The sequence below is a fragment of the Candidatus Hodgkinia cicadicola genome (genome assembly GCF_002774925.1).
In genome coordinates, this window is the sequence record NZ_NXGO01000034.1 from 1 (window position 1) to 1,234 (window position 1,234).

The window sequence follows — 1,234 nt, forward strand, 5'->3', positions numbered from 1 at the left end:
GGATGAATAATTTAGAATTGAATAGTTTAGATCTAATACCGGTTATTGTAATAGATTTTTATTCAAAAGAAGTAATTATGTTTGCTTATACAAACGAATTATGTTTAAGATTAACTTTAGTAACAAAATTTTGTCATTATTATAATCGTACTGATCAATCTATTTGAATGAAAGGATTAGAAAGTGGAAATTTACATTTAGTTCAACAAATATATACCGATTGTAATTCGGATTGCCTTGTTTTTAGTGTATTAATATTACAAACTGGACTTGTTTGCCATACTGAAAGACCATCTTGTTTTTATAAATTATTAAAATAATACTACATTTATAAATAACACTTAGATTTGATTTAATATTATATTATAATAATTGTTATTTCGTTGTTATCGATGGTTTTTTTGTTTAATTATAATACAACTTATAACATATTTTATAACGAAAATTATTAATTAATAAAAAAAATTAACATAAACTAGTAAACAAAATTCATAAAATCCTAATAGGATTGACCTTTAAACAACAATTTTCGTTTAGTCCTGATCTTTTAAATTAAAATATTATCATGATTGATCGATATTATGCTTTATTTTAAATTATCATTATATGCTTATAGAATTAGAGATATAAATCAGAAATTTAGACTTAATTCATTGTTGTTTATAAATTTATGGATAGAAGTAAAAGTAGATAGAACCTATAATGGTTAATATATTGATGAATTGATTGTAAAAATATATTAACATATAAAATAATTAAACGATAAATGGTTTACAATAAATAAATAGATAAATGTTGCAAGGAGATTGATTATGAATAATACATAATGTTTCAGATATAATCTGAAGATTTTGTTTTTAGATTGATAATTATACACAATGAGATATATAAAAATAATGATTATAACTAATTATTTAAAGTTAAAAATCTATATTGATAAGGATAAAATAATGTTCGTTAGATCTAAAAATTATTATTAAGTTATTTAAATATGATCTTTAAAGTGGAGCAAACCAACATTATAGAGGAATATAATTATTCGTTTGGATCCAATTGCTTACAGGTTTATTAGAAATAAAAATATAACCTTGAAAAGGTCCTGTTATAGCATTAGAAAGTAAATATTTGCTTATATATTATATAAGTAAGGTTAGAAAGAAGAATATACATGATCGAATGACTTTAAATTAATATGTTCATTAGTATTTAAACCTAAGATAAGAATTATAGGATA

1 protein-coding gene is annotated in these 1,234 nt (G+C 20.7%); it reads left to right on the forward strand.

Features of this window, described 5'->3' with window-relative positions:
* Positions 1–320: phosphoribosyl-AMP cyclohydrolase (locus MAGTDC_RS02130; RefSeq protein ID WP_146656858.1), on the forward strand; the 320-nt coding region annotated here is incomplete at its 5' end.
* Positions 321–1,234: the final 914 nt, after the last annotated feature.